The sequence below is a fragment of the Reyranella sp. GW821-FHT14A01 genome, from assembly GCF_058803965.1.
In genome coordinates this window covers 264171-288529 of the sequence record NZ_JBXAPM010000010.1, presented here as the reverse complement: position 1 = coordinate 288529, position 24359 = coordinate 264171, and the positions used below count along the sequence as shown (strand labels likewise).

The following is a 24359-nucleotide window of genomic DNA, read 5'->3' as shown; positions in this document are numbered from 1 at the left end:
CCATGTGCGGCATAGCAGGCATCCACGCCTATCTTGACGTCGCGCCGCGAGTCGACCGCGGCGAACTCGTTCGCATGAACGAGCGCATGGTCGCGCGCGGCCCTGACGGCAACGGCCTGTGGCTGAGCGACGACGGCCGCACCGGGTTCGGCCATCTCCGGCTCGCCATCATCGACCTTTCCGAGGGCGGTGCGCAGCCGATGCAGGTGAGCGACGGTCGCTACACGATCACCTTCAACGGCGAGATCTACAATTACCGCGAGCTGCGGACCGAACTGCAGGCGAGGGGCCGTACCTTCCGCAGCGGGTCCGACACCGAGGTCCTGCTCCAGCTTTACGCGGAGTACGGCGCGGCGATGGTCGGCCGGCTGCGCGGCATGTTCGCCTTCGGCCTGTGGGACGCGGAGAAGCGGACCCTGCTGCTGGCGCGCGATCCGCTCGGCATCAAGCCGCTCTACTGGTCCGACGACGGCTGGACGTTGCGCTTCGCTTCGCAGGCCAAGGCGCTGCTGGCCGGCGGTGCGGTGTCGCGCGATCCCGATCCCGCCGGCATCGTGGGCTTCCATCTCTTCGGCAGCGTGCCCGAGCCGTTCACCGTCTGGCGCAGCATCCAGTCGCTGCCCGCCGGAACGACGCTCACCGTCGACGCCACCGGGCCCTGTATTCCGCACCGCTACTACGACGTGGCGGCCGCCTTGGCCGAACGGGCGGTGCCGGCCGCGGCAGCGGGAAATTCCCAGGCACGCATTGCCGAAGCGGTCCGCGATTCCGTTCGCCATCATCTCGTGGCCGACGTTCCGGTCGCGGTGTTCCTGTCGGCCGGCATCGATTCGGGGGCGTTGCTGGGCACGATGGCCGGGCTGGGCGTGCGCGAAATCACCGCCGTTACGCTGGGCTTCCAGGAATTCGAGGGACTGGCGCTCGACGAGGCGCCGCTGGCCGCCGAGGTCGCGGCGCGTTACGGCGCGCGTCACGTCGTGCGCATGGTCGACCGGGCCGAGTTCGAGCGTGACTTGCCGGCGATGCTGGATGCGATGGACCTGCCGACGGTCGACGGCATCAACACCTGGTTCGTCGCCAAGGCCGCGCATGAGGCCGGCATCAAGGTCGCGCTGAGCGGCCTCGGCGCCGACGAATGCTTCGGCGGCTATCCGTCCTTCACCGATGTGCCGCGCAGCGTGCACTGGCTGCGGCCGGTCTCCTGGCTGCCGGGCCTCGGCGCATTGGCGCGGCGCGGACTGTCCGGTGCCATCGCCGCCGGGCTGCGTGTGCATCCGAAGACGGCGGGCGTGCTGCAGTACGGCGGCAACTGGGCCGGTGCCTACCTGCTGCGACGCAGTGTCTTCATGCCATGGGAACTCGACGATGTGCTCGATCCGGCACTGGTCGAGGAGGGGCTTCGCCGCCTGGCGCCGCTCAGCCGGATCGCCGCCGCCATCCAGACTGGCCGGCCGCTCGGTGACTTCGATCGCGTGGCGGCGCTCGAGACGTCGCTGTACATGCGCAACCAGCTGCTGCGCGACGCCGATTGGGCCGGCATGTCGCACGGGGTCGAAATCCGCGTGCCGTTCGTCGACCCGTTCTTTCTTGCAGCGCTGCCGCCCGGCCCGGTGCTGGCCGCCATGAACGCCAAGGATGCGATCGCCGCGGTACCGGACCCGCCGTTACCGGACAGCATCCGTCATCGGCGCAAGACCGGCTTCTCGACGCCGCACGGACGCTGGCTGCAGGATGCGGCCGGAACTCCTCGACAGGAGGGCATCGATCTCTCGGCGGCCTCGCGGGCCTGGGCGCTCAATGTCTGGCGCGCCGGCTGGACCGGTCCGGCCGCGGTCTGAAGCTTGCGATGGCGTCTCGCATCCTCGCTCTCGTGAGCGACTGCTACGGCGCGCGCGGCGGGATCGCGCGCTACAATCAGGACCTGTTCAACGCCCTGGCCGACGGCAGTACGGAGATCCTGATACTGCCGCGCCACGGCGACGCGAGCGGCCTGGTGCTTCCTCCCGGCGTCCGCCAGACTCCGTCGATCTTCAGCCGGCTGCGCTTCTCGCTGGCGGCGATCGCCGCGGCGTGGCGCTTCCGGCCGATCGACACCGTATTCTGCGGTCACGTCTTCATGGCGCCGCTCTGCTTCCTGCTCGCCCGCCTGTTCGGCGCACGTTACTGGATCCAGGCGCACGGCACCGATGTCTGGCAGGACCGAAACGGACTCGTGCGGTGGCTCATCCGCCATGCCGACCTGGTGAGCACGGTCAGCCGCGAGACGCGCCGCATCCTGCTGGCCTGGGTTGACCTGGCGCCGGAGCGCGTGCGCGTCCTGCCGGATACAGTGCAAGATGTTTTCACGCCAGGTCCGGCATCCGCGGCGCTGCGCGATCGCCTGAAGCTTGGAGCCGGCCCCATTCTCCTCACGGTGGGACGGCTCGCCTCGAACGAGCGTTACAAGGGCCACGAGCCGGTCTTCTCCGTCCTGCCTGACTTGCGGAAGAAGTTCCCCGACCTCGTCCATGTCGTCGCCGGGGATGGCGATGACAGGCGGCGGCTGGAAGCGGTCGCCGCCGAACTGGCGCCTGGCGCGGTGCGCTTCCTGGGCTTCGTGCCCGATGCGGACCTGCCCGATCTCTACCGGCTGGCCGATCTCTATGTGATGCCCAGCACCGAGGAAGGGTTCGGCATCGTCTATCTAGAGGCGGCGGCGTGCGGCCTGCGGGTCGTCGGCGGGAAGGGCGGCGGCACCGCCGACGCCATTCCCGACGAGCGTGTCGGCGTGATCGTCAATCCGGCCGACCGCGCTGCGCTGGCCGCGGCGATCGAGCAGCAACTGGCGCGGGGCAGGGCTGATCCGGCAGCCGTCGAGCCTTATCGGCAGCCGCATTTTGCCGCCGCGGCGCGCGCACTCTATGCTCGCCTAGCGGCCCAGCCGCGTCGTATGACTGCCGGCCTATGATTTCCAGCGATCGCCCTTCGCAGCGACTCATCCTCGAGGCCGGACGAGCCGACCGCCAGTATTGGCGCGACCTATGGCGATATCGCGAGCTTTTCTTCATCCTCGCCTGGCGCGACGTCGCGGTGCGCTACAAGCAGACGGTGATCGGCCTGGCCTGGGCCTTCGTCCGGCCGTTCGTGACCATGATCGTCTTCACGGTGGTGTTCGGCAAGCTCGCCAGGCTGCCGACCGAGGGCGATGCGCCCTATGCCGTGCTGGTCTTCGCCGGCCTGCTGCCGTGGACGCTCGCCTCGTCGATCCTGAGCGACGCATCGAACAGCGTCCTGACCAACTCGCAGCTCGTCAGCAAGGTCTACTTTCCGCGCATCATCATTCCCTTCGCCACCGTGATGGTGGGGCTCATCGATTTCGGCGTGAGCCTCGTCATCCTCGTCGGCGTCATGGCCTGGTACGGCGTGGTGCCGGACTGGCACATCCTGCTGCTGCCGGTCTTCGTCGTCCTGGCGGTGCTTGTCGCAATCGGTCCAGCCCTATGGGCGGCCGCGATGATCGTGAAGTATCGCGACTTCCGCTTCATCATCCCGTTCGTCGTCCAGGTCGGCCTCTACGTCTCGCCGGTCGGCTTCTCGGCCAAGGTCGTGCCGCCGGAATGGCAGCTCCTCTACAGCATGAACCCCATGGTGGGTGTAATCGACGGTTTCCGCTGGGCCATCCTGGGCGGTGACAGTCCGCTCTACCTGCCGGGCTTCGCCGTCAGCATGCTCGTGACGGCCGGCATGCTCTGGCTCGGCATCCACACGTTCCGCCACACCGAACGTGGCTTCGCCGACCTGATCTGAGCATGTCCGACGTCGTCATCCGCGCCGAGAAGCTCGGCAAGAAATTCATCATCGGGCACCAGGTCGAATATTCGGGAATCCTCGGCGAAGCCCTGATGCGCAGCGCGCGGGGGCTGGTGCGGCGCGGTGCCGACATGCTGCGCGGCCGCGCCGTCGTCGAGGGCGACGAGGTCGAGGAATTCTGGGCGCTGCGCGACGTCGATTTCGAGATCAGGCGCGGCGAGGTCGTCAGCATCATCGGCCACAATGGGGCGGGCAAGACGACCCTGCTCAAGATCCTGTCGCGCATCCTCGAGCCGACGCTGGGCCGGGTCGAGCTGAACGGCCGCATCGCCAGCCTTCTCGAAGTCGGCACCGGCTTCCACCAGGAACTCTCGGGGCGCGAGAACATCTTTTTGAACGGCGCCATCCTCGGCATGACGCGCCAGGAGGTGCAGGCGCGATTCGACGAGATCGTCGACTTCTCCGGCGTCGAGAAGTTCATCGACACGCCGGTCAAGCGCTACTCGGTCGGCATGTATGCCCGGCTGGCCTTCTCGGTGGCGGCCCATCTCGAGACCGAGATCCTGTTCGTGGACGAAGTGCTGGCGGTCGGCGATGCGGAGTTCCAGAAGCGTTGCCTCGATCGCATGTCGGCGGTCGCCAGTGCCGGCCGTACCGTGTTGTTCGTCAGCCACAATCTCGCGGCCGTGGCGGCCCTCACGCGGCGCGGCATCGTGCTCAAGGGCGGCCGGCTCATCTTCGATGGCCCGATCGAAAATGCGATCAACCAATATTCGGCGTCGCTCAGCAAGGGCAAGGCGGGACGCGACTGGGGACGCGGTCCTCATTCGACGATCCTCTCGGCCGACCTGCTCGACGCACAGGGGTTGCCCACCGACGTTTACGAGCCGGGAACGCCGTTCAATCTCCAGGTCGAAGTCGAAACGACGAACATGCCGGGGCTCGGGCTGGAGCTGCAGCTCCGCGACGCCAACAACCTGCCGGTGGGCTTCTACTCGTCCAGCATCTTCTCGCAGACTCCGCTGCCTCCCCAGGGGCGTCACCTCTGCACGCTGAGCCTGCAGCCTCTTTTCCTGGCCTCCGGCGACTACAGCTTCGACATCGCGACGAACTCGCTCACCATCGCCGTCGATCACGGCGTCGCGAACGCCATTCCGTTCCGTGTCGCCGCGTCGAGCCCCGGCGGCATCGCCTACGACTTCAAGCAGAACCTGGGCAACGGCGTCCTCGCCATGCAGCTCGCGTCGCCGCTGCGCATCGAGGCGAAACCGCTGGAACCGGCCTGACCGCCGAACCATGCGCCGCACGGTTTGCATCGTAAGTCCTGGCAATCTCGCCTCCAATCCGCGGGTGTTGAAGGAGGCGGACGCGCTGCACGGCGCCGGCTACGACGTCACCGCCATCGTCTGCGACTACAACGAAACGCTGCGCGAGGCCGACGACGAGATCGAGGCAGCAGCGCCGTGGAAGGTGATCCGGGTGCCGCGCTCACGCGACGAAGGCGTGACGGCGCGCGTTGCCGCGGCACTGGCCAGGGGACTGTCGGCGCTGGGACTTGAGGCGCCGGTCGGCGTCGCTGCGCGTAGCGCCCGCACGCCGGTCTCCGCGCTCCTGCGCCGGGCGTGCGAGGTGAAGGCCGATCTCTATATCGCGCACTATGTCGCCGCGCTGCCGGCGGCAGCCGAGGCGGCCCGCTGGCACGGCGCGTTGCTGGGCTTCGATGCCGAGGATTTCCATTCGGGCGAAGGGTCAGGCAGCGCCGACGATGCCTTCCGCATGCGCATGATCGGCATCGTCGAAGGCGCGATCCTGCCATCTTGTGCGCATCTCACGGCGGCGGCGCCGCTGATCGGCAAGGCCTATGCGGCCCGCTACGGCATCGCCGAGCCGGCCACGGTCCTGAACGTCTTTCCGTTGTCGATGGCGCCGGCCGTACCGAAGATGCGAAGCGACGGGACGGGACTGCGGGCCTATTGGTTCTCGCAGACGATCGGGCCGGATCGCGGGCTGCAGGCCTTCATCCAGGCGATGGCGCAGACGACGGCGAGGGTGACGCTCGATATCAGGGGCAGCAACCGCTGGGGCCATGGCGATGCCTTGCTGGCGCAGGCCACGTCGCTGGGCATTGCCGATCGTGTGAAGTTGCTGCCCATGGCGCCACCGGGGGAGATGGTACGGCTGGCCGCTGAATACGATATCGGCCTGTCGCTCGAGACCGATGTCAGCGAGAACCGCCGTATCTGCCTGACCAACAAGATCTTCACCTACCTGCTGGCGGGCGTGCCGGTCATCATGAGCGATACGCCGGCGCAGAAGCTGCTGGCAGCCGATCTCTGGCGGGCTGCGAGGCTCTGCTCGCTGGCCGACCCAGCCAGCCTCGCCCGGACGCTCGACACCCTTGCGTCGCCTCCGATCCTCGCCGAGTCTGCGGAGATGGCGTGGCGTCTGGGGCGCGAGCGCTACAATTGGGACAGGGAGCAGGACGTGCTGCTGCAATCGGTAGCCGCAGCCTTCGCTCGGCAGGAGAAAGGCCGCTGATGCGCCTGCTGCTGACGGCCGATCCGGAAATCGAGGTCCCGCCACGCCTCTATGGCGGCATCGAGCGCATCGTCGACGTGCTGGTCCGCCGGCTGCGCGCCGTGGGCCACACGGTCGGGCTGGCGGCGCGGCCGGGTTCGCAATGTCCCAGCGACGCGTTCTTTCCCTGGCCGGGATCGAGCTCGCTGTCGCGGCGCGACACCGTGCTCAACACCTTCGCGCTTTCCCGGGCGGTGCGGGCTTTCAGGCCGGACGTCATCCACAGCTTCTCGCGCATCGCCTACCTGCTGCCGCACCTGCGCGGCCGCATCCCGCTCGTCATGTCCTTCCAGCGCGAGCCGACGCATCGCACCGTCGGTCTCGCCGTCCGCCTGGCTGCGCCCGGACGCATCACCTTCACGGGGTGCAGCGAATACATTGCGCGGCGCGGCCGGCCGGCCGGCGGCGAATGGCACGGCATTCCGAACTTCGCCGATACCGAAGGGCTGACGCTCGGCAGCGCATCTGTGCCCGACGATGCGCCGCTGGTGTTCCTGAGCCGGGTCGAGGAGATCAAGGGCGCGCATTGGGCGATCGAGATCGCGCGCCGCACCGGCCGTCGGCTGATCATTGCCGGCAACCATTCCGACCGGGACGATCCGGAAGGCCGCTTCTGGCGCGAGAAGATCGCGCCGGAGATCGGCAAGGGCGGGATCGAGTATGTCGGCCCGGTCGACGATGTGCAGAAGAACGTCCTGCTGGGGAAAGCGCGCGCCATGCTCGTGCCGATCCAGTGGGACGAGCCGTTCGGCATCGTCTTCGCCGAATCGCTGGCCTGCGGCGCGCCGGTCATTTCGTGTCCGCGGGGCGCGCTGCCGGAGATCGTGCGGCCCGGCGTCGATGGTTTCCTGATCAACTCCATCGAGGAAGGGTGCGACGCCATCGAGCGGGTGGGCGGGCTCGACCGCGCGGAATGCCGGCGCCGCGCCGTCGATCATTTTTCCGCCGATGCCGTGGTCGCCCGGTACATCGATCTCTATTCGAAAGTGCGTGCCCGACTGGCGCCGTCATGACCCGACGCCTCGCCCTGGTCAGCGGTCACTTTCCGCCGAGCAATCTCGTGGGGGCGCAAAGGGCACGCCTGTGGTCGCGCTACCTGCCGGAGTTCGGCTGGGAGCCGGTGGTCGTCACCGGCGATCCCGCCGAATACGAGGAGCGGCCCGATCCGGACCACGAGCGTCTGGTGGCGCCCGGGCTCAAGGTCGTCCATGCGAAGACCCTGTCGACGCGCCCGGTGCGGCTGGTCGGCGATATCGGCATCCGTTCCTTCTGGGGCTGCTATCGCGCGCTTGCGAAGATGGCCAAGGCCGGCGAGATCGATTTCGTGATGGTGACGATCCCGTCCAATTTCCTGGCGCCGGTCGGGCGGCTCGTGCACCTGCGCCACGGTCTGCCGTTCGGCATCGACTACCAGGATCCCTGGGTCAATCGCTGGACCGGCAACGAGAAGACTTTCAGCCGCGCCTGGGCGTCGAACAAGCTGGCGGAGATCCTCGAACCCTGGTCGGTACGCGACGCCGCCCTCATCACCGGCATGGCGCCGGGCTATGTCGCCGGCATGCTGGAGCGCAACCCGCAGGTCGCGGCCCGGTCGGAGCTGGCCTACATGCCGATGGGTACGGCGCCCGAGGACTATGCATTGGTACGCAGCCTCGGGCGCGCGCCATTCCTGTTCGATCCTGTCGATGGCCGGTTCCACATGATCTATGCCGGCGCGCTGCTCCCGGCCGGCTTCGTCGTGCTCGACGCGTTCCTGGCGGGATTGCGCCGCTTGCGCGAGCGCGCGCCGCAGGTGGCTGCGCGGCTCGCCGTCCATTTCGTCGGTACCGGTAGCTCCCCTGATGATCCGCAGGGCCATCGCGTGCTGCCGCGTGCCCGCGCGGCCGGCGTCGAGGCGATGGTCGACGAGCATCCGCATCGCATCGGCTACGTCGACACACTGAACCATCTCCTGCACAGTAGCGCCGTGCTCGTTCTGGGATCAACCGAGCCGCATTACACGCCGTCGAAGGTCTTCCAGGCGATGCTGTCGGAGCGGCCGGTCTTTGCGCTGCTCCACCGCGACAGCACGGCGGTGACGATGATCCGCTCGGCGCATGTCGGTGAAGTCCTCACGCTCACCGAGGAAGCTTTGCCCTCGCCCGACTCCGTGGCCGATGCGCTTCAGGCCTTCGTCGAGCGGCCGACCTATGAGGCGGCTTCCGTGGACCGCAGCGTCTTCGAGGGATACTCGGCGCGCGAGTCGACGCGCCTGTTCGCCGAGGCGCTGGATCGCGCCTGTGCCCGGACGGCGCGCGCCCCAGGTGTGGCATGACGCGACGCATCGGCTTTCTGATCAGCCATCCGATACAGTACTATACGCCGGTGTTCCGCGAACTCGCGCGACACTGCGATCTCACCGTGTTCTTCGCGCACAGACCGGCCGCCCAGGAGCAGGCGCGCGCAGGCTACGGCGTCGCCTTCGACTGGGATGTCGATCTCCTGTCCGGCTACGAGAGCCGGTTCCTCACGAACGTTGCCCGCGAGCCCTCGACCCAGGCCTTCGCCGGCTGCAATACGCCCGAGATCGCCGATCGCATTTCGGCCGGGAGCTTCGATGCCTTCATCGTGCCGGGTTGGTCGCTGCGCTCCTACTGGCAGGCGGTGAGGGCGTGCCGGCGTGCCCGCGTGCCGGTCATGGTGCGGGGCGATTCGCAGCTCGCGGGACAACGCGGCGGTGCCGTCGGGCGCGTCAAGGGCGTGGTCTTCCCGCACATGCTGAAGCAGTTCGACGCCTGCCTCTATGTCGGCCAGCGCAATCGCGAATACCTCGAACATTACGGTGTGCCGGCAGATCGGCTGTTCTTCTCGCCGCACTGTGTCGACAACGACGCCTTCAGGCGTGCCAGCGAAGCGGCGCGCAGGGCAGGTTCGGCGGAGCATCGGCGGCGCGTGCTGTTCGTCGGCCGGCTGGTCGACAGCAAGCGGCCCCTGGATGTGGTGCAGGCCGTCGCGCGACTGGTCGCGACAGGACAGCCCGTCGAACTGGTCGTTGCGGGGGCGGGTGAACTCCAGGGTCCGATGGAAGAGGCGGCCCGCGCCGGCGGCGTCGACGCGCGTTTTCTGGGCTTCGTCAACCAGAGCAAGCTGCCGTCCGTCTACGCCTCGTCCGACGTGGTGGTCCTGCCGTCGATCGCCACCGAGACCTGGGGGCTGGTGGTCAACGAGGCCATGGCCTGTGGCGTCCCGGCCGTGGTGTCGGACGCGGTCGGCTGCGGGCCCGACCTCATTCAGCCCGGACTGACCGGCGCGGTGGCGCCGCTCGGCGACGTGCCGGCGCTGGCCACTTCCGTCGCGTCGGTCCTTGCCCTCGATCCCGGCACGACCCGCCGGGCCCTGGCCGAGCGCCTGGCGATCTATTCGCCGGCGCGGGCCGCCGACGGCGTGCTGGAAGCGGCCGATGCGCTTGCCGTCGGGAACCGGCTAAGGTGACCGCGTGAGCGACATCTCCGTCGTCATTCCGACCTTCAACCGCCTGTGGGCCCTGCCGCAGGCCGTCGAATCGTGCCGGTCCGCCAACGGAAACGTGGAGATCGTGGTCGTCGACGACGGCAGCACGGACGGAACCTGGGACTGGCTGCAGGCGCAGCGGGACATCGTCTCGATCCGCACCGACAATTGGGGAAAGGACTGGGCGGTCGAGACGGCGCTCCTGGCAGCGCGCGGCGAGTATGTGCGCTTCCTCGATTCCGACGACTGGCTTTGCGAGGATGCCAACGCGTGCCAGCTCGCGCTCGCCCGCGAGACCGGTGCCGACCTCGTCGTCGCGGGCTACGAGGATTACGACGACGAAACCGGCGAACGGCGGGTCAATGCGTGGGAGGATTGCGACGACTTCGTCGCCCAGCAGCTCGGCGAGGGCTGGTCGTCGCACTATTCGGCCTTCCTGTTCCGCCGCGAGCTGATCCGCGGCATTCCGCACCGCCAGGACTTCGCCCTGCGCGACGACCGGCTGTTCATCCTCGAAGTCGCGATGCGCCAGCCGCGCCTGGCCGTCTATCGCGAGCCGGCCTTCGTGCATCGCCGCCACGCCGGCGAGCGGCTGCAGCACAATGCAGGGTTCAAGCGCGACCTGGGCTTCTGGACCCACATCTCGATCTACCGCAAGACGCTCGGGCTGCTCGAGGAGCGCGGCGAGCTCACCTTGCGTCGCAAACGCGCCGCCATCCGCATGATGTGGCCAAATGTACGGGCGTTCGCGCGAGCCTATCCGAAGGAGGCGGCGGAGGTCGTGGACTGGATCTACCGGCTCGATCCCGAGTTCGTGCCGCCGGTCCGCCCGACACTGGCATTCGCCTACAGGATCCTGGGGTTCGCCACGACGGAGCGGCTCTTGCGGTTGAGGACGTTGCAGCAATGAGAACGTTGCAACGATGACGGGGGCCGCTGCCGGCATATCCGCAAAGGCGGGCAAGCGCTTGCGCGTCGTGCATTGCGTCGGTTTCTACTTTCCCGACTCGACGGGCGGCACCGAGGTCTATGTGCGCGACCTCGTGTCGGCGCTGTCGTGCCATTCGATCGACAGTACGATCATCGCGGCGACCGACGGTGCCTATGCCCATTATTCCTGGAACGGCGTCGAGGTCGTGCGCTATCCGATCAATGCGACGGAGATCCAACGCGTCCGCGACACGAGCGTGCGCAAGCGGCGCACCATGTTCCAAGAGATCGTCGAGGCGACGAAATCCGACCTGTTCCATCTCCATTCATGGACGAGCGGCGCCGGCATACGCCATCTCCGTCAGGTGGCGCGGATGGATATTCCCAGCATCGTCACCATGCATGTGCCGTCGCCGATCTGCATGCGCGGCACCATGCTGCTCTACGACGAGCGTCCCTGCGACGGCTATATCGACGATCGCCGTTGTGCCCAGTGCTGGGCGCTCGACCGCGGCCTGCCGGCACCGGCGGCCTACCTCGTTTCACAGCTGCCGCGCTGGGACGTGACCGACAGCGTGATCTCGCGCCTCTCGCAGCGCGCCGCCACGCTGCTGTCGGCGCGTGCTGCGGCTGCGACCAAGGCGCGCCAGTTGCGCTCGATGGCAACGCTCAGCAAACGCATCGTGGCGCCGAGCGAATGGGTGCGGGCCGCGCTCGCCGAGAATGCCATTCCGCCGGAGAAGGTGGTGGTGTCGGGCCAGTCGGCCAGCGCCGCCTTTTCCGATCGCAAGCCGAGGCCGCTGCAGGGCGTCGATCGGAAGGAGATCGTGATCGGCTTCCTCGGCCGCCTCGAACGCTACAAGGGGGCCGATCTTCTGGTCCGGGCGTTGACGGAACTTCCCGCCGACCTGCCGGTTCAACTCCGCATCGCCGGCGTCGGCCAGGACGCACGCTTCGCCCGTCGCATGGAAGAGGCTGCGCGCAACGATCCGCGAATCCAGCTGATGGGCCTCGTCGAGCATGAGCGGGTGCCGGAATTCCTGGCGGATATCGACGTTCTTGCGGTTCCGTCGCGCTACATGGAGACCGGGCCGATCGTGGTCCAGGAGGCGAGGGCGCTCGGCATCCCGGTGATGGGCGCCGACCTGGGCGGCATCTCCGAACGCGTCCGTCACGGCGTCGACGGGTGGCTGCTGCCGTTCGACGATCCCAAGCCGTGGGCGGAGGCGATCCGCGTCGCCGCGACGGATCGGGCGGAGGTGGCGCGACTGTCGGGCAACATGCATCGCACCCGATCGATCGACGACGTCGCGGCGGACATGGCGAAGCTCTATCGCGAGGTCATGGAAGGGCGTTCGCAAACCGCCGAGCCCCTGCGCCATCGCTTGCCCTCATAGCGACTGAAGAATAGGTTCCACCCGCCCGTCTCATGCCTTCACGCGCGCCACTCAATCTCTTCTATGAGGAACCCGACTCGGACCGATGGGCGCCGTTCGACCGCTATCCGCGCCGCATGGTGCGCTGGGCATTGCGTGGCCCGAAGCAGCCCGGCGGCACGATGCGCGTCTACCTCAACCTGTGCGCGGGTCTCGATCGCCTGACCGTGCCCTACCGGGTCAATGACTACGGGCACATTCGCGAGAACCCGCACGAACTGGCCTGCGTGATCGGCCAGCCGCATGTGCTGGCGAAGATTCCGCACGAGACGCCCATCCTGTTCGGCACTTCGATCTACAATCATCCCAGCGACGATCCCGACCTGCTGCGACGGCGGAAGATCCGCCGCGTGCTGGTGCCGAGCCCGTGGGTCGAGCAGATGTTCTCCACGGTCTGGCCGGGCAATATCAGCGTCTGGCCCTCCGGCATCGACACCGACCGCTGGTCTCCGTCGAAGCGCGCGAACAAGGATGTCGACGTCCTGATCTACGACAAGATCGTCCGCCAGCGCAGCCGCTACATGCGCACCATCGTCGAACCGATCCTGGGCGAACTGCGGCGCCGACGCCTCAGCGTACAGATCCTGCGGTACGGCTTTTATCGCGAGGAGAGGCTGCACGACCTCAGCCGGCGCACGCGGGCCATGATCTATCTCAGCCATCACGAGACGCAGGGGCTGGCGGCACAGCAGATGCTTGCCTCGGACGTGCCGCTGCTGGCCTGGGATCATGGCGGGCTGTGGAAGGATCCCAAGTACGCGCCGCATCTGGTCCGGTTCGGTCCGGTGACATCGGTGCCATACTGGGACGAACGCTGCGGCATGAAGTTCAAGGGCAGCGGCGACCTGCTCTCCACCTTCGACAGGTTCTGGTTCGGCGTCGAGGCGGGCCTCTACGCACCGCGTGAAATGATTGCAGAGAGCTTCACGCTCGAGGGCCAGGCCATGGCGTATCTGGCGCTGGTCGACAAATACGGTGCTACCTCGCCGGCGGCGCGCGGCGTTTCCCCTTGAGGGCACGCAGCAAGGCGCGCGGCAGGCCGAGTTCGACGAAGAAGCGCCGGGTTACATCGAATAGTCCGTAGGCCAGCGCCCTGACGCTCGCGTTGGCGTGGATGACGATGCGGTAGTTCACATCGATCGTGTCGGTGTACCAGGTCTTGTAGGCGCCGAGCGTGCGCATGAAGTCGAACGTCGTGCGCGTCTTCGCGTAATGATCGACGAGGGCCAGCAGCAGGGCCGCGCCGACCCGTTCGTTCTGGAACGTCCGGTCCCGCGCCGGCATGTAGTAGTAGGCCTTGCGGGCGTCGACGAAGCCGAAATGCCCGGCCGCGATCCTGCCGTCCAATATCACGACGGAGAGGTCGAGATGGTTGCGCATGCCGTCGCTCGCGACCAGCGCGTCGAAGAACTTCCCTTCGTTCTCCCGCCCCAGGGGACTGCCGGGCCAGGTCCGGATGTGGAGATCGCGAAAGGCCGGCCAGAGCGCGGCGACGTCGCGGCCTTCGATCCTCACCTCGAAGCCGCGCGATTGCAGCGACTCGAGCCGGCCGCGGATGCGCCGCAGTCGCCCGCTGTCCTCGGTCGCCTGTCCGGGCCGCAGGTCGCGCACGGCGACGGGCGTCTGGATGTGCGTGCGCACCGTCCAGTCGTGATTGGCCTGGGCGGCATTCACGATCTGGAACGTCGTGGGATCGCGGCTGCAGAATTGCTGCAGGTCGAGCACGTCCCAGCGGTCGGCCCTGGTCCTGAGGAACTCGAGGATGTCGGCGACGGCGCGGCCCCGGTGGACGCCGGCCCTGATCAGGAAGTTCTGATAGTCGGCGAGGCCTGCGACGATCGTCTCGGCCACGGTGACGCCGATGCCGAACGATCGCGTACGCCGGAGGCAAAGCGGCGCAAGGGCGGCGATCCGCCCGCCGGGTGCATCGCGGGCCACGACGATGAACGGCTCGTCGCCGGCGCGGCAGTGCCGGAAGAAAAGGAAATTCCATTCCCAGCGGTAGAAGATCTCCGGGAACTGCATGGCGTCGACGAGTTCGTTCCACTCTTCCCGCAGGCGTTCGAACGCTTCGAGCGATGTGACGAGTTCGAGGGACGGGGCCATGTCAGGCGCGCCCCGGTTTGCGCGAGACATAGTAGATCCACGGATCGGGATCCTGCTGTAGCCGCGGATCGTCGCCCGGCACGAAGGTGCGGCTCTCGTTGCCGGCGCAGACGATGTCGGTCATGCCGAGGCGGCGGAGTTCGGCCACGCCGAGATCGGGCCGCACATAGTAGAGCGCCGCCGACCGGAAGGAATGGGTGCCGTCGTGGACGCGGCCCGCGGCGAGCGGCATGCGGTACTGCAACAAGCCGTTCTTCATCCAGAACACGCTCGACCATTTGAACGAGCGCAGCGTCTCGCGCAGGCTGGCGTGGAGGCGGAACCGGAAGCGATCGACGATCGCGGGCAGATAGTTGGCGTTATGGCTCGAGAATACCATCAGGCCGCCGGGCCGCAGCACCCGGCGCATCTCGGTGAGGGCGGCCAGACGGTCGCCGGCGTCGAGATGATCGATGCCGTTGTAGCTGAACAGGACCAGGTCGAAGCTTTCGTCTCGTGCGACATCGAGACGACGCGCGTCGGCCACGGCGAACCGGAAGTCAGGGAACTCCCGCTTGCAGCGCTCGATCATCGCGGTGGCGTAATCGACGCCGAGATAGGTCCTGACGAGCGGCGCGAAATGGCGGGTGGTCCGGCCGCCGCCGACACCGATGTCGAGCATGTCCATCGTGCCGAGGGTCGGGGAGAGTTGTGCCAGCAGCGTCTCCTCCGGCTTCTGCAGCCCATCGGGGCGGGCATACAGCGCCACGATATCGGGCGACTCGTAGGTCGAATGGGTGAGGTCGGAGGCCAAGCCGGTCATGCCTTGCCCCACTCGGCATCCCAGTCGGTGATGGTGCCCATGCGGCCGATGGTGCCGAGCTGTACCGGCAGGAGCCGGTCGACCAGACCGGCCGGCAGGTGGCGGCGCAGGGTCAGCACGAAGCGCAGATAGGATCGGTCGAAGTCGAAGGGGCGCCGTTGTCGGCGACCGCCGACACGCGCGATCAGCCGGTCGGGATAGCCGCGCGTTGCCACGAGGGACGGGGCATTCTGGCTGACGAAGGCCGTCAGCATGCGCCGCTTGTCGGCCAGCTCCTGCGGCGCTAGCCGAAGCTTCAGGACCGTCCGTCCGTCCACGCCGTCGGGCGGGCCGTTGTAGGCGACCAGGCCGAACAGCCAGCGCGCCGTGAGTGCGAGAACCCGATGAGGCGTGTTCAGCAGCGAAACATAGGGGCTGTATTCGGGCGCCTCGAACACCACGAACCGGTCGTCCGGCGTGACCAGGCGATCGATCAACGCCGCTACCATGTCGTGATGGACATGGCCGCCCTCGAATGCCGGGACGACGATGGCCGTTGGCTGGAACTCGTCGATGATGGCGCGAAGGACGGGCGCTGCCGCGTGAAGTCTCTCCGGATCGCGGCCCTCCAACGGCGGCATGAGATCGAGGAATTGCAGATCGGCCTCGCCGAGGCCCGCCACGCTCCAGGCGGCGCGCGCTTCGGCCTCGCGCCGCGCCGGCAGCCCGGGCGTTTCATCGCGTGCGAGATAGACGATGCGGGTGGCGCCGCCGAGGTGGCGGTTGCGCAGACCAAGGCCGCCGGCGGCGATGACGCAATCGTCCTCGTGCGGTGCCAGGATCAGCAGGCGGCCCGGCACATCCCACTCCATCCAGCGTTCGATCGTGCGGATTCGAACCAGGGCCAGACAAGCGAGCGCCAGCAGCGTCGAGTAGAAGAGGGCGAAGGGCAGGGCGATCCAGAAGGCGCCGGACACACAGGCTGCCAGCCAGAACACAAAGGCAGCGACAGCAAGCAATGCTGCGACGATCGACGGCCGGTCGATGCGGAGCTTCATTCGATCGCGGAGCCCATTCCTGCAACACCTATGCTATCAATTGACCCGGTATCAAGCCCCCCGCGAATCACTGGACGAGCCGTTGCGCCTTCTTCACGTCGTTCCGACCTACCTGCCGGCCGTGAGGTACGGCGGGCCGATACGCTCCGTCCACGCGCTTTGCCGGGAACTCGCCGCCGCCGGCCATGATGTCCAGGTCTTCACCACCAGTGTCGATGGCCCGTCCGACAGCGACGTGCCGCTTATGATTCCTATCGACGTCGAAGGGGTGAAGGTCACCTATTTCCCGAGCCGCGTCTTGCGTCGGCTCTACTGGTCGCCGCCGATGGCGCGCGCGCTCGCGTCCTCGACCGCGGGCTTCGACGCCGTGCACCTCCATTCGGTCTTCCTGTGGCCGATCCTTGCCGGCGCCCGCGCGGCGCGTGCCCACGGCATTCCCTACGTGATCTCGCCGCGCGGCATGCTCGTCCCCGAGCTGATCCGGCGCAAGAGTCGCTGGGTGAAGGAAGCCTGGATCCGCCTGATCGACCGGCCCAATCTCGAAGCCGCCGCCGCGGTCCATGCCACGTCTTCCATCGAGGCGCAGCACATTGCGAGCTTTGGCTGGCGGTTGCCGCCCATTGCGATGATCCCGCACGGTGTCGACGATCCGCCGCCGCCCTCGACGGCGGCGCTGTCGCCCGATATTGCGGCGGCCATCTCGGGCGTACCGATGGTTCTGTCGTTCGGACGGTTGAGCTGGGAGAAGGGGCTCGATCGCGTGATCGCAGCCCTTGTCGAGGCGCCGTCGGTGCGGGCCGTCATGGCCGGCGACGATGCCGGCGGGCATGCCGATTTCCTGGCCTCGGAGGCGGCTCGCCTGGGCGTGACCGATCGGGTGACGATCATCGCCCGCCATGTCTCCGGCGCCGACAAGGAGGCGTTGTTTGCCGCCGCCCGCCTCTTCGCGATGACGTCGCTGTCGGAGAATTTCGGAATCGCCGCCTTCGAGGCGATGCGGCGCGGCGTGCCGGTCCTCGCCACGCCCGATGTCGGCATGTCGGAGATCGTCCGTGACACGCAGGCGGGGCTGGTCGTCGAGCCGACGCCTTCCGCCATCGCCGCCGGCTTGCGGACGATGTTTGCCGATCCGGACCTCTGCCGCCGCCAGGGCGAGGCGGGGCAGCGCCATGTCATCGATCACTATGGCTGGCCCGCCGTCGCGCGACGGATGGCCGAGCTCTATCGCTCGATTGCCGAGGCGGCACGGCCGGGAGCCGCCGCATGATGGCGCTGCTCGAGCAAAGTCCGTTCGATCCGGTCAAGGAGCGCCGCATCGTGATCATCGCCGACTGGCTGCCGCCGGATTTCGGTGCCGTCGGCCAGTACATGCAGATGCGCGCTCAGGCGTTGGCGGAGCAGGGCCACGACGTCACGCTGGTCGGCTTGGCGACAGGGGCTGCGTCGACGGTTGGCAAGGAAAGAGGCAAGGGGCGCCTGACGGAAATCCGGCTGTCGGCGTGGCCGGTCCCGCGAGGCTCCTTGCTGGGCCGCATGCTGTGGACGATCGCCACCAACCTGCGCCTCATCCTGGCGGTCTTTGGTCCCCTGCGGGCGGCCGACGGCATTCTGTTCACCGGCTCACCGCCCTTCCTCATCCATCTGCTGGTGCCGCTGAAGCTGTTTTGGCGGGGGCGCCTCATCTACCGCATCACCGATTTCCATCCCGAATGCCTGATCGCGGCCCAGGCCCGGCCCTCGCGTGCCCTGGGCCTGCTGCTGCGATTGACGAACTTCTGGCGCCGCCGGGTCGATGGTTTCGAGGTCCTTGGCGAGGACCAGCGGCGGCGCTTGAATGCGACCGGCGTCCCGGCCGAACGGATCGCGCTGGTGCGGGACGGCGCGCCCGTGACTTTTCCACCGGATGGACCGATCGAACCCCTGCCGGCCGATCTCGCCGGGAGGTGCGTACTGCTCTATTCCGGAAACTATGGCGTCGCCCATGAGGTCGAGACGGTGGCCCAAGGTTATGAACTGCATCACCGGGAGGGAAGTGGGAGAGTCGGTCTGTGGCTTAGTGCCACAGGAGCCGGCGCGGAAGAGATCGCCGAACGTTTCGGGACGGCCGGTCTGCCCTTCCATCGGTCGGCTCCCGTCCCATTGGAAAAGCTGTCTGGCCTGCTTCGCGCACCTGCCGCGCATCTTGTGACTCTGCGGGATTCCTTTGTCGGCTACGTGCTGCCGTCCAAGATTTATGCCTGTCTGGAATCGGGCAAACCCGTGCTTTTCGTGGGCAGCGCCGATTCGGACGTCGACCTGCTCGCTCGAACTGCCCCGCAGGGCTATTGGCGAGTGCCGTGTGGGGATATTCGCGGATTCGCCGCGGCCTTGGAAGAACTGGCCGACCGTTGCCACCCTGCCGCTCCCACCAGGAGCGGTATGGATATTTCGAACTAGGAATTATTGCCGAAACCCTGCAGTTTGTTGGGCTTCTTCGCTACAAATTCATGGTAGTTCGCCGGACGGCTCGGTGAGGTAGTGTCGAGCTGGGCACGGCGGATCCCGGGGTCTTGGCTTTCTGCATGCAATTCGCTAGTTTAGGAATCAACTTGGGTGGGACCGGATCGAGACCATCGAAACGGCCAAGTGGGTGGTACCTCAAGAGATTTGACCGGGATATCGCGCAGGCGCGCGGTTAGGTTGGGTAAAATGTCGAAAATTGCACTCAGGACGCAAGGTCTCGCGGCGGTGTCGGCCCTCTTTTGGGCCGTGAGCGCTTCTGCGCAGGTCGGTCCCGAGGTCGCCCAGGCGCCGTCCGGCGCCTCCCAGCCCGGCTCAGGTCCCAGCCAACAGGGGGCGGGTCCCATGCAGGGAGCCGGCCCGGTTCAGGGTGCAGGGCCTGCCGGTGGCCCTGTGATCGGCAATGGCCCCGGAACGGATGCTCAACAAGCCCAGCAGGGGCCGCAGCAGGGCGGCGGCCCGTTGCAGAATGCCGGTCCGCTGCAGGGCGCCGGCCCCATGCAAACGGCTGGACCGCTGCAAAGCGCGGGCCCGCTTCAGAGCGCAGGTCCGCTTCAAAGCGCCGGCCCGTTGCAGAGCAACGGCCCCCTGCAGAATGCCGGCCCGTTGCAACCGGCCGCGCCCCTGCAGAACACGGCGCCCGATGGCGGCCCGCCGGGAGGATTGGAGGGGCTGACCACGGCAGGCGATCCCCTGATCCCGCCGCCCAACGATACACAGTATTACGGCCAGGCATACGGTCCGACCGGTGGTCCGACCATGCAGCAGCTGATTGCGCAAATGCTGGAGGCGCCGGGCGGTGTCTCCGGCCCGACGCTCGCGAGCTGGGTGAATACCCTCACGCCGCCCGATCCGCCGGGACAGCCGCAGCAGCCGCCGGGGCCGCCGCAGCAGCCCCCACAGCCGCCGATCACGCCGGTCTCGAATCCGCAGCCCCCGGGGCCGCCGCCTCCTGGGCCGCCTAGCCCGCTTCCACCGGTTATCTATGACCCGACGCAACCGCAGCAGCAGAGCCCGCGGTAGCGTCCAGGAGAGTCTGCAGGGAAGTTTTTTCCAGCCGACCCTCGGACCGCTGTGTGGATGGCCCGAAACACCCATGACGATTAGTGCGAATCGATCGCAGCTGGTTTGGTCGCCTGTTGTCGGCTGGGTATTGCTGACGTGCGCGGCATCGGTTGCGCATGCCCAGATCGAATCGTCGTCGCCGGCCACCCAGTTTCTTTTCGAGCAGACTCCCGCCGTCGATATTCCGGCGGACGTTCCCGTTTCCGCCACAGGCCCGGGAATTGGAAACGGCGAAGTCGGCATAGCGATCGGCGCCTTCACGCTCTATCCGACGCTCGAGGTGCAGGCGGGCTACGACAGCAACGTCTACGCCACCTCGGCGCCCACCGTGGGCTCGCCGTACACGCTCATCAGGCCCATCGTCGAGCTGAAGTCGGATTGGTTGAACCATTCGCTGCGCGTGATGGCCGGTGGCGGCTTCGGCTTCTATTCGAATGCGAGCTCCCAGAATTACTGGAATGGCTATGTCCAGGCAGACGGCCGGCTCGATATCCTGGAGGATCTGTACGCCACCGCCATGGTCGGCGTCCGGCGTCAGACGGAAGCGCTCGGCACGCCCAACGCCCTGGTCGCAAGTGCGCCGACCGTCGTCGATACGCTGCCGGCCGAGATCGGGCTCTACCAGCGCTTCAATCGATTCTTCTACGAAGCCAAGGCTTCGGTGACCCGTTACCAGTATGTTGATTACAGCATCATCCCCGTGGGCGGCCTGCCGGCCGTCAGTCGCAATCGCATCGAATACGATGAGCGCATCCGGGTGGGCTACGAGGTTATCGACGACATCGACGTCTGGGTATCGACCGGCCTCAACCAGCGCATCTACGACCAGTACGTCAATGTCTACGGCCAGCAGCGCGATTCGAACGGCTGGTCCGTCAGTATGGGCGCCACCGTCAGGTTCACCCCGAAGACGAGCCTGGAAGGCTTTGTGGGCTACACCAACCAGAGCTATTTCGCGGACGGAACCTCGACGCCGGCGTTTACCTTCGGGCTGACCGGCAGCTGGAACGGCTATGAGCCTTTGACCATCCGGCCGGCGTTCCTGCGGACGATCAACGAATCGGCCTACAGCAACTACCAGAACTACGTGTCGACCACGCTCGGCGTCGACTTCATTTACGATATCCACGACGCCTGGCAGATGGTCGGCGGAACGGGTATAAATATCGCGCAATACAACCCCGTGCCGGGGTCGGGCGTCGGCCCGCGCACCGATTACTACTGGCGTGCGTCTCTGGGTTTGCTGTATTCCCTGCGCCCGCAGGTCCAGATCGGGCCCCTGTACGAACACACGAGCGGCTCGTCGACCGACGTCGCCAGCGGTGGTCCGGCGTACACGAGGGAAGTGATTTCTGTTCGAGTCGTTGCAAAGCGGTGATCCGGTGAATTTGAGTCGTTTCCTCTCCCGCTGCGTCGGGCCGCTCTTCGTAGCGATGACACTGATGCTCGGCGCCTGCGATCCGCAGCCGCCGATGTCGACCTTGACCATCCAGCAGCCCTCGCTCGGCACGCAGAACCTGCGCCTGGGCGAATATCGCGTCGCGCCGGGCGACCGGTTGCGCGTCACGGTCCTGTCCGACACCGAGCTGTCGGGCGAGTACGAGGTCGATTCGACCGGCATGATCTCGCCGCGCATGGCCGGCCGGGTGGTCGTGCTGGGCATGTCGATGCCCGAGATCGAGACGATGCTGGCCGACCGCTATCGTTCGGGCGGCTACCTCCGCAATCCGCGGATCAGCGTCGACCTCGTGTCGAGGCGTCCGTTCTATATCATCGGCGAGATCAGCCGCCCGGGATCGTTCCCCTATGTGTCGGGGATCAACGTCCTGCAGGCGATCGCGATCGCCGGCGGATATACAAGGCGCGCCTCGAAGACGCGTATCACGATTCAGCGCTTCAATGCGCAGCAAGGGCAGGAAGAGACGGTAACGGAGGATTCACCGGTGGGGCCGGGCGACATCATCCGGGTGCCGGAGCGTTGGTTCTAAAGGTTCGCGTAAGGCGTTCAGCGTAAATCGTTGGCGTAAAGCTTGGGGATGGGCGGTGTGGGGCCGCTCGTCGAAGGGGTGGCGTAGGGGACCGGTCCTGGTTGGGGCCGGGACGGTGCGTGCTCGATCGGGTGTCGTCGCGAGTTGTCTTTTTCGCGGAGTGTTGTGGGATGGGATCGTTGCCTCGGGCGGACCACATTGTGGATGAGCCCAATCAGAATCGAATGGTGCCGGCACCGGAAGCGGCGGTGCTTGCGCCCGTTCGTCCGGTCGAAACGCCGAACGAGCTGTGGGAATGGCTGCGCCTGCTCAATCGTCGCAAGGCCTTGATCATCGGCTGCGGCCTCATTGCGACCGCGCTCATGGCGCTGGTGATCGCCCAGGCCACGCCGCTCTACAAGGCGTCGTCGCGCATCATCCTCGACACGCGCACCACCAAGTTCGTCAACACCGAGGCCGCGTTGTCGGGCGTCGACACGCTCAACATGGGCGCGATCCAGAGCGAACTCGAGGTCATCCAGTCCGAGTTCCTGATCGGCCGGGTCGTCGACAAGCTCGGCCTTGCAAACAATCCGGAGTTCAACGGCACCAAGCCCCCGGGATTCATCGACAACGCCCTGCAGCCGCTGCGGGACCTGTGGAGCACCGGTATTTCCACGTTGCTGGCGCCGCCGCCGAAGCCGCAGCCGGCAACGGCCGCGACCGCGCCGGCCCGCACCGGCCGTCCGGCCGAGGATAGCGATCCGCGCCGCCGCGCCGCGATCGGCGCCGTTGCCGGCCGCCTGAGCGTCACGCTGCTTGGCCGGACCTTCGTCATCCTGATCACCGTGGAAAGCCCCGACGGCACCATGTCGGCGCGCATTGCGAATGCGATCGCCGAGGCCTATCTCGCTGACCAGATCGACACCAAGAACGAGGCCAACCGCCGCGCCACCGAGTGGCTGGAGCAACGCCTGGCGGAGCTGCGTCGCAACCTGCAGGTCGCGGAAGAGGCGGTCGCCGCCTACCGGCGCGACAAGGGCCTGGCCGGCAGCCCCGAGGGGGCCGTCTCGACCCAGACGCTGTCCGATCTCAATGGCCGCTACACCGCCGCCAAGGGCCGCCGCATCGAGCGCGAAGGCCGTCTGATAGCGCTCAGCAAGGCGAGCCTCAACCCGGGCGAACTCGCCAACATCCCGGAAGTGTCGGGCAACACCACTTTGGCCGCGCTGCGCATCCAGGACGTGGATCTCACCCGCAAGACCGCCGAGCTCTCGTCGCAGCTCGGCGAGAACCATCCGAAGATCCAGCAGGTCCGCAACGAGCTGGCCTCGATCCGGGCGCGGTTCATCACCGAGACGCAGCGCATCACGCTCGCGGTCCGTGCCGAGCTCGACGCCGCCAAGTCCGAGGAGGACGAGCTCAAGGAACTCGTCGACAAGGCGTCGGTGGTTGCCGGCACCGCCAGCCAGTACGAGGCCGAGCTGAAGCAGCTCGAGCGCGAGGCCCAGTCCAACCGCACCCTGTACGAGGGCTTCCTGACGCGCTTCAAGGAGCTGCGCGAGCAGCAGGACATCCAGCGCGCCGATGCCCGCATCCTGGCCTACGCCCATCCGTCGGGGGCGCCGTCCTCGCCGAACTACAAGAGCGGCCTGATGGCGGCGTTCATCATCGGCTCGCTGTTCGGCATGGCCGGCGCCGTCGCCGCCGAGAAGCTCGACCGCGTGTTCCGTTCGGCCGCCCAGGTCGAGGAAGCGACCGGGGTGGGCGTGCTCGGCATGGTGCCCGAGGTCAAGGGACCGGCGACCACGCGTTCCAACGTCGTGACCCACGTGCTCGAAAACACGACCTCGCCGGCGGCGGAGTCGATACGAGCGGTGTTCACGGCGATCAGTCTCGGCAGCCTCGACCGGCCGCCGCGCATCATCGCCATCACCTCGTCGACGCCGAGCGAGGGCAAGACCACCTTCGTGGCTGCCCTGGGCGGTCTGCTGACGAAGATGAACGCCTCGCGTCGCGTGCTGGTCGTCGACCTCGACCTGCGCCAGGCCCGCCTCTCGGCGGCGCTCGGCCTCAAGGATCGCGGCGGCACGATCGACGAGTACCTGATGGGCATCAAGACGCTGGAGGAGTGCACCCGGCGCCACGACCTGTCGGGCGTGGACTATATCTGCGCCCGCCCCAGCACGCCGAACGCGCCGGAAATCCTCGAGTCGCACGCCATGAAGGCGGCCCTCGGTGTCTTCGCCGAGCGCTACGACCTCGTGATCCTCGACGGTCCGCCGGTGATGGCGGTCTCCGATGCGCGCATCATCTCGCGTCTGGCCGACTACACGGTGTTCATCGTGCAGTGGGCGAAGACCCCGCGCGAGGTCGTCAAGACGGCGATCTCGGCGCTACTGAACGTCACCACGCATGTCGGTGTCGTCATCAACCGCGTCAACCTGGCCAAGCATGCGCGCTACGGCTACGGCGATCACGGCGACTACTACTCGCGGTATCGCGGCTACTACGGTGCGGGCGTCGACATGGCCGCCAACGCTGCCGGCCGTCCGCCGCTCACACTGGCCTCGAAGAGGTAGTCTTCGTCGCCGCGCGGCGGTCCTCGACCGTTCGCGCGGCGCTCACGCAATCGTAAGCGGCCCTGCCGCCGCTTCCATGC

The 24359-nt window shown here is 67.2% G+C and carries 20 protein-coding genes; 17 read left to right on the top strand and 3 right to left on the bottom strand.

All coding sequences use genetic code 11. From position 1 onward, the window contains the following. Positions 1-2: 2 nt before the first annotated feature. The 11 genes from asnB to AC1ROX_RS19425 are packed head-to-tail and all read left to right on the top strand — an operon-like array spanning position 3 to position 13234. Positions 3-1838, top strand: a complete 1836-nt coding sequence (gene asnB, locus AC1ROX_RS19475; RefSeq protein ID WP_493128134.1) for an asparagine synthase (glutamine-hydrolyzing) — start codon at positions 3-5, stop codon at positions 1836-1838. An 8-nt stretch (positions 1839-1846) separates the two neighbouring features. Then, positions 1847-2947 carry a glycosyltransferase family 4 protein gene (locus AC1ROX_RS19470; protein ID WP_493128132.1) on the top strand — a complete coding sequence of 367 codons (1101 nt, stop codon included), beginning with the start codon at positions 1847-1849 and terminating at the stop codon, positions 2945-2947. Beyond that, positions 2944-3786 (top strand): ABC transporter permease, encoded by an 843-nt coding sequence (locus AC1ROX_RS19465; protein ID WP_493128130.1) that lies wholly within the window; start codon positions 2944-2946, stop codon positions 3784-3786. The genes AC1ROX_RS19470 and AC1ROX_RS19465 overlap by 4 nt, the downstream gene beginning before the upstream one ends. 2 nt (positions 3787-3788) lie before the next feature. After that, a complete protein-coding gene (locus AC1ROX_RS19460; protein ID WP_493128126.1) occupies positions 3789-5075 on the top strand; it encodes an ABC transporter ATP-binding protein in 1287 nt (428 codons plus the stop codon). Between the two features lie 10 nt (positions 5076-5085). Beyond that, complete coding sequence (locus AC1ROX_RS19455) at positions 5086-6327, top strand: glycosyltransferase family protein (protein WP_493128124.1); 1242 nt, start codon at positions 5086-5088, stop codon at positions 6325-6327. Next, complete coding sequence (locus AC1ROX_RS19450; protein WP_493128122.1) at positions 6327-7379, top strand: glycosyltransferase; 1053 nt, start codon at positions 6327-6329, stop codon at positions 7377-7379. The genes AC1ROX_RS19455 and AC1ROX_RS19450 overlap by 1 nt, the downstream gene beginning before the upstream one ends. Then, on the top strand, positions 7376-8680 hold the full coding sequence (locus AC1ROX_RS19445; protein ID WP_493128121.1) for a glycosyltransferase family protein: 1305 nt from the start codon (positions 7376-7378) through the stop codon (positions 8678-8680). The genes AC1ROX_RS19450 and AC1ROX_RS19445 overlap by 4 nt, the downstream gene beginning before the upstream one ends. After that, positions 8677-9837: a glycosyltransferase family 4 protein gene (locus AC1ROX_RS19440; protein ID WP_493128119.1), complete on the top strand. Its 1161-nt coding sequence runs from the start codon at positions 8677-8679 to the stop codon at positions 9835-9837. Before AC1ROX_RS19445 ends, AC1ROX_RS19440 begins: the two co-directional genes overlap by 4 nt. 4 nt (positions 9838-9841) lie before the next feature. Next, positions 9842-10765: a glycosyltransferase family 2 protein gene (locus AC1ROX_RS19435; RefSeq protein WP_493128117.1), complete on the top strand. Its 924-nt coding sequence runs from the start codon at positions 9842-9844 to the stop codon at positions 10763-10765. Positions 10766-10778: 13 nt separating this feature from the next. After that, positions 10779-12182, top strand: a complete 1404-nt coding sequence (locus tag AC1ROX_RS19430) for a glycosyltransferase (protein WP_493128115.1) — start codon at positions 10779-10781, stop codon at positions 12180-12182. A 32-nt stretch (positions 12183-12214) separates the two neighbouring features. After that, the gene (locus tag AC1ROX_RS19425; protein WP_493128113.1) at positions 12215-13234 is read left to right on the top strand and encodes a glycosyltransferase family protein; all 1020 of its coding nucleotides are present in this window, start codon (positions 12215-12217) and stop codon (positions 13232-13234) included. On the opposite strand, the gene AC1ROX_RS19420 is transcribed toward AC1ROX_RS19425, so the two are convergent. From AC1ROX_RS19420 to AC1ROX_RS19410, 3 genes are read right to left on the bottom strand one after another with little or no spacing between them, the layout of a single operon-like run. After that, positions 13200-14327: a GNAT family N-acetyltransferase gene (locus tag AC1ROX_RS19420; RefSeq protein WP_493128111.1), complete on the bottom strand. Its 1128-nt coding sequence runs from the start codon at positions 14325-14327 to the stop codon at positions 13200-13202. The two genes, AC1ROX_RS19425 and AC1ROX_RS19420, sit on opposite strands and share 35 nt — an antisense overlap. A 1-nt stretch (position 14328) precedes the next feature. Beyond that, the gene (locus tag AC1ROX_RS19415) at positions 14329-15129 is read right to left on the bottom strand and encodes a class I SAM-dependent methyltransferase (protein ID WP_493128109.1); all 801 of its coding nucleotides are present in this window, start codon (positions 15127-15129) and stop codon (positions 14329-14331) included. Then, positions 15126-16166 carry a PIG-L deacetylase family protein gene (locus AC1ROX_RS19410; protein WP_493128107.1) on the bottom strand — a complete coding sequence of 347 codons (1041 nt, stop codon included), beginning with the start codon at positions 16164-16166 and terminating at the stop codon, positions 15126-15128. Before AC1ROX_RS19410 ends, AC1ROX_RS19415 begins: the two co-directional genes overlap by 4 nt. A gap of 82 nt (positions 16167-16248) precedes the next feature. Here AC1ROX_RS19410 and AC1ROX_RS19405 point away from each other — a divergent pair, with 82 nt between their 5' ends. The 6 genes from AC1ROX_RS19405 (at position 16249) to AC1ROX_RS19380 (ending at position 24279) form a co-directional block, all read left to right on the top strand. Further along, positions 16249-17433, top strand: a complete 1185-nt coding sequence (locus AC1ROX_RS19405; protein ID WP_493128105.1) for a glycosyltransferase — start codon at positions 16249-16251, stop codon at positions 17431-17433. Further along, entirely contained in the window at positions 17430-18602 is a 1173-nt protein-coding gene (locus AC1ROX_RS19400; RefSeq protein ID WP_493128103.1) for a glycosyltransferase, read from the top strand. The genes AC1ROX_RS19405 and AC1ROX_RS19400 overlap by 4 nt, the downstream gene beginning before the upstream one ends. 456 nt (positions 18603-19058) lie before the next feature. Next, entirely contained in the window at positions 19059-19688 is a 630-nt protein-coding gene (locus AC1ROX_RS19395; RefSeq protein ID WP_493128101.1) for a hypothetical protein, read from the top strand. Between the two features lie 73 nt (positions 19689-19761). Continuing rightward, positions 19762-21108, top strand: a complete 1347-nt coding sequence (locus AC1ROX_RS19390; RefSeq protein WP_493128099.1) for an outer membrane beta-barrel protein — start codon at positions 19762-19764, stop codon at positions 21106-21108. 55 nt (positions 21109-21163) lie between these two features. Continuing rightward, positions 21164-21718: a polysaccharide biosynthesis/export family protein gene (locus AC1ROX_RS19385; protein WP_493128097.1), complete on the top strand. Its 555-nt coding sequence runs from the start codon at positions 21164-21166 to the stop codon at positions 21716-21718. 248 nt (positions 21719-21966) lie between these two features. After that, entirely contained in the window at positions 21967-24279 is a 2313-nt protein-coding gene (locus AC1ROX_RS19380) for a GumC family protein (RefSeq protein ID WP_493128095.1), read from the top strand. The last annotated feature ends 80 nt before the right edge of the window (positions 24280-24359 follow it).